Here is a 3,196-nt window from a genome sequence, read left to right as displayed (position 1 = left end):
TTTACCCTGTTTAGAATAGCCGTAGAACTCTTGGGATACAGTATTTCTATGCCCCATAGCTTCAGCTATTTGCCTACGTGTAGCACCCGATTTTTTTAAATCGCTGGCAAAAGCATGACGATAAGAATATAAAGAAAAGCCTTCATGGTATTTATTAAAATGCTTCCTTAATGCGTTGTAATCTTTTTTTGTTTGAACGCATTCAAAAACCTTATTGGGGCTATTTGCTATAGCCTCCAATAAAAGCTTATCAGCTGCATTATTTAAATCAGGTTCATATCCTATAGCTCTTACCTGTTGCCCCCTGTCTTTAGCAACTTTAGCACCTCTAACAACAGCAAAAATACGCCCATTTTCAAATTGTAGTTTGACACCTTTTTGCATCTCAGATGGTCTAATACCAAAACGATTTATCACAGAAAAACAAATAGAATGACGCTTAAAAAAAGCAGGTTTCATATTATCCAAAACCTCATTAGAGGAAGGTGCATTTTTTGCCGTTTTTCTTTTACTTAATGATTTTTTATCATAACCAATCTTTGATTTTACGTCAGAAAATAAAACTCGCTTATCGCTTAAAAACTCATCTTCAAACTTTATGGATAGTTTAAATGCTTCAACTGTTAGATCTTGTGCTTTTTGATAGTCTTTATTTTTAGAATATTTCTCGGCTTCACGGCGTAGCTGTTTTATTTGTTCCACTATACAAAAGCGAAAAGCAGTTCTTGTTTTGTCAAAACTTGCACGAGTGTTGCACGATAAAAGTATTTGTTGTTCGCTTTTCCCACCGTTACTAGAAATCATTGATTTGTATAATGTTTTGTATTGTTCTTTTGACTCTGCAGATGCATCTATTTTTACTTGATTTATTACATCTTTAATCATTTTATCTACATAAACACTCAAAAACGAACCGGCTTGCATTGCTTGCTCTTGTGCCATCAATAACCTTGCATCAGCTATTCCTTTTTGGTGTCTGTTTAAGTTTACTTTCATATCTTGCCCCTTTTTTAGTCCTCCTGTGGGTTTATTTTTCGCTGTCGCAAAAAATCAAACCCATTGCCTTCTCTCCTAATATTTCAAAGGTCGCTCGCTCCCAATGAAATAAAAGTCGAACGGCAAAGGTTCTTGGCTGCCCGCCATTTTTATTTTTTCTCGCTTATACTCGAAAAACTAAAAAACGAACCTACATTATTGCGAATAAAAATACGCAATAATGTTTTTCTTGCCGCTTATATATTAATATTTCATTTTCGCTATTTCGTCAAATATTGCCAAATCCGCCACCACCTAACCAACCTAAGACATATATGCTTTTGCTTTACACTTTCTGCGGCAATCGCTAAAACATATATCCGTTAACTTTCTATTTTTATAGCGTATTGCTAATATATATATTTGTTAGCTTTAAAACATACCTGCGTGGTCAGGTAGGACAAGGCATTTTTATTTGCGGTAAGATTTTTTTATTGCCTTATTATGATAGTCAAACAATAAATCAAATCTAGAAAGTTTACTTTCAACATCTTTTTGATATTTATTTTTTATGCAAATATAATCAATAGAGATCTTATCTTTCGCTGTCCTTTTTTCTTCTCTTTTTATTAATCCATCACCATTGTTTTCAACATTAGCAAAATGTAAAAATAACCTATCCCCTAGAATTCCGCGAGACATAAACAGCTTACAAAGTTTTAATGATGCATGATAAGTTAGATCTATTTTTTCTTCTTGTGCTATTTTATATAAAACAGCAATCATAAGATCGGCTTTTAATCTCTTTTTAACTGCAGCAACATATGCACCAAATACATATGGTGAATCTGTACTATAATACTTTTCTGAATAAAGTGTTCTCAGTTCGTTTTCTATTTCATTTTCCATATTAGCTCCTATATTAAATAACGACATGCATGCAATACCGTACAATCGCCATCATTGTCAAGAGCTAACAAATATATTTTTTATCTAAAAACAAGGGGTTATAAAAGGCTATCTGATATATACGTTAGCTTAAAATAAGGTCGTAAAAAAGGCCGTAGGCAAAAAGTGGCATCGCCAAAAAAAATGGGGTTTATATTTAAATGCAGTGAGTAAGTGCTTTATATATGTATAGTGGATCTTACGCTTCCTCGATGAAAAACAAGTTTTTCATCTTGCGGCGAGCGTTGCGGTTTTTCTTTATCTCTTTTAGTTGTACTTACTCTGTATAAGCCTTCGGCCTGAGCTACGCAAAGGAACACCAAAGAGGCCGTGAACCCACCCTAACGGGTGTTTCACCCAAAGTTTCGCCTCCCCGGTAGCTCTCGCTATCAGAGTGACGATCCTTTGGTGAGCCTGTCTTTTTGTGCTTCACCCAAAGAGCTGAGACTTAGAGCTGCATTGCCTTTCGGCTATGCTGGCACCCTGTTGCACCCCCTCAGTCGCTCCATAGTATTACTTACGGCAATCTAACCCCTGTATGGTCGGGCTTTCTCATAGCTCACCTGATCGCTCATCAAATACCGTAGGAACTCGTTCCCGGTCTGGTCTTTTGCAACACTCCCCGTTTAGACCAAACACCAACATCTGATCGAACAAACACATACCCACGCCTCGGCTAAGGTGGCTCCACAATCAGATCGCGATACAATGCGTTAAGCATAATATTGGTGCTTAAGGATTTGAAAAGGCTAGGGATTTTATGAAACTTGTAAGGAAGCTGGATTTGACTTTTACGGAGATGTAGGATAGATTTGTTCTTACATCACGTAATCGAGTTCTTGATCAACTTGATTACAAGACTTCAAAAGTCGCCAAACTTTTCAAGTCCCTCAAAGCCAGCCTTCGGGTTGGCTTTGTTGTATCTGTCTTCTGTTATAACCGATTATCGTTATACGTCAATACTCTATCAAAAATATTGAACGCTTTATCTTGGTTTGATTGACGTTCTGGGAGCACTCTGCAGATTTGCACCAGTCGATTTTTTGGACTGCGAGATCTTGCTACCTATAGAACCAGCATCACTTTTAGACTTTATATATTCTTTAATATCCGGTTTTACTTTAATATCATTACTCGCTTTAGCTACAAACTCTCGATCACCTTTACCCTGTTTAGAATAGCCGTAGAACTCTTGGGATACAGTATTTCTATGCCCCATAGCTTCAGCTATTTGCCTACGTGTAGCACCCGATTTTTTTAAATCGCTGGCAAA

3 protein-coding genes are annotated in these 3,196 nt (G+C 36.6%); all 3 read right to left on the bottom strand.

The window, feature by feature from the left end; genetic code table 11:
* The coding region (locus ACJHX3_RS24490; RefSeq protein WP_410236232.1) for a hypothetical protein at positions 1-996 on the bottom strand (996 nt) is incomplete at its 3' end.
* Between the two features lie 450 nt (positions 997-1,446).
* Complete coding sequence (locus ACJHX3_RS24485) at positions 1,447-1,884, bottom strand: hypothetical protein (RefSeq protein WP_410236231.1); 438 nt, start codon at positions 1,882-1,884, stop codon at positions 1,447-1,449.
* A 1,024-nt stretch (positions 1,885-2,908) separates the two neighbouring features.
* Positions 2,909-3,196 (bottom strand): hypothetical protein (locus ACJHX3_RS24480; protein ID WP_410236230.1); only part of this gene is annotated, 288 nt, incomplete at its 5' end.

The organism is Escherichia sp. WS1265 (assembly GCF_046487585.1).
Taxonomy (GTDB): domain Bacteria; phylum Pseudomonadota; class Gammaproteobacteria; order Enterobacterales; family Enterobacteriaceae; genus Escherichia; species Escherichia coli.
The sequence above is the reverse complement of the archived record's forward strand: the minus strand, read 5'-3'. Positions and strand labels throughout refer to the sequence as shown.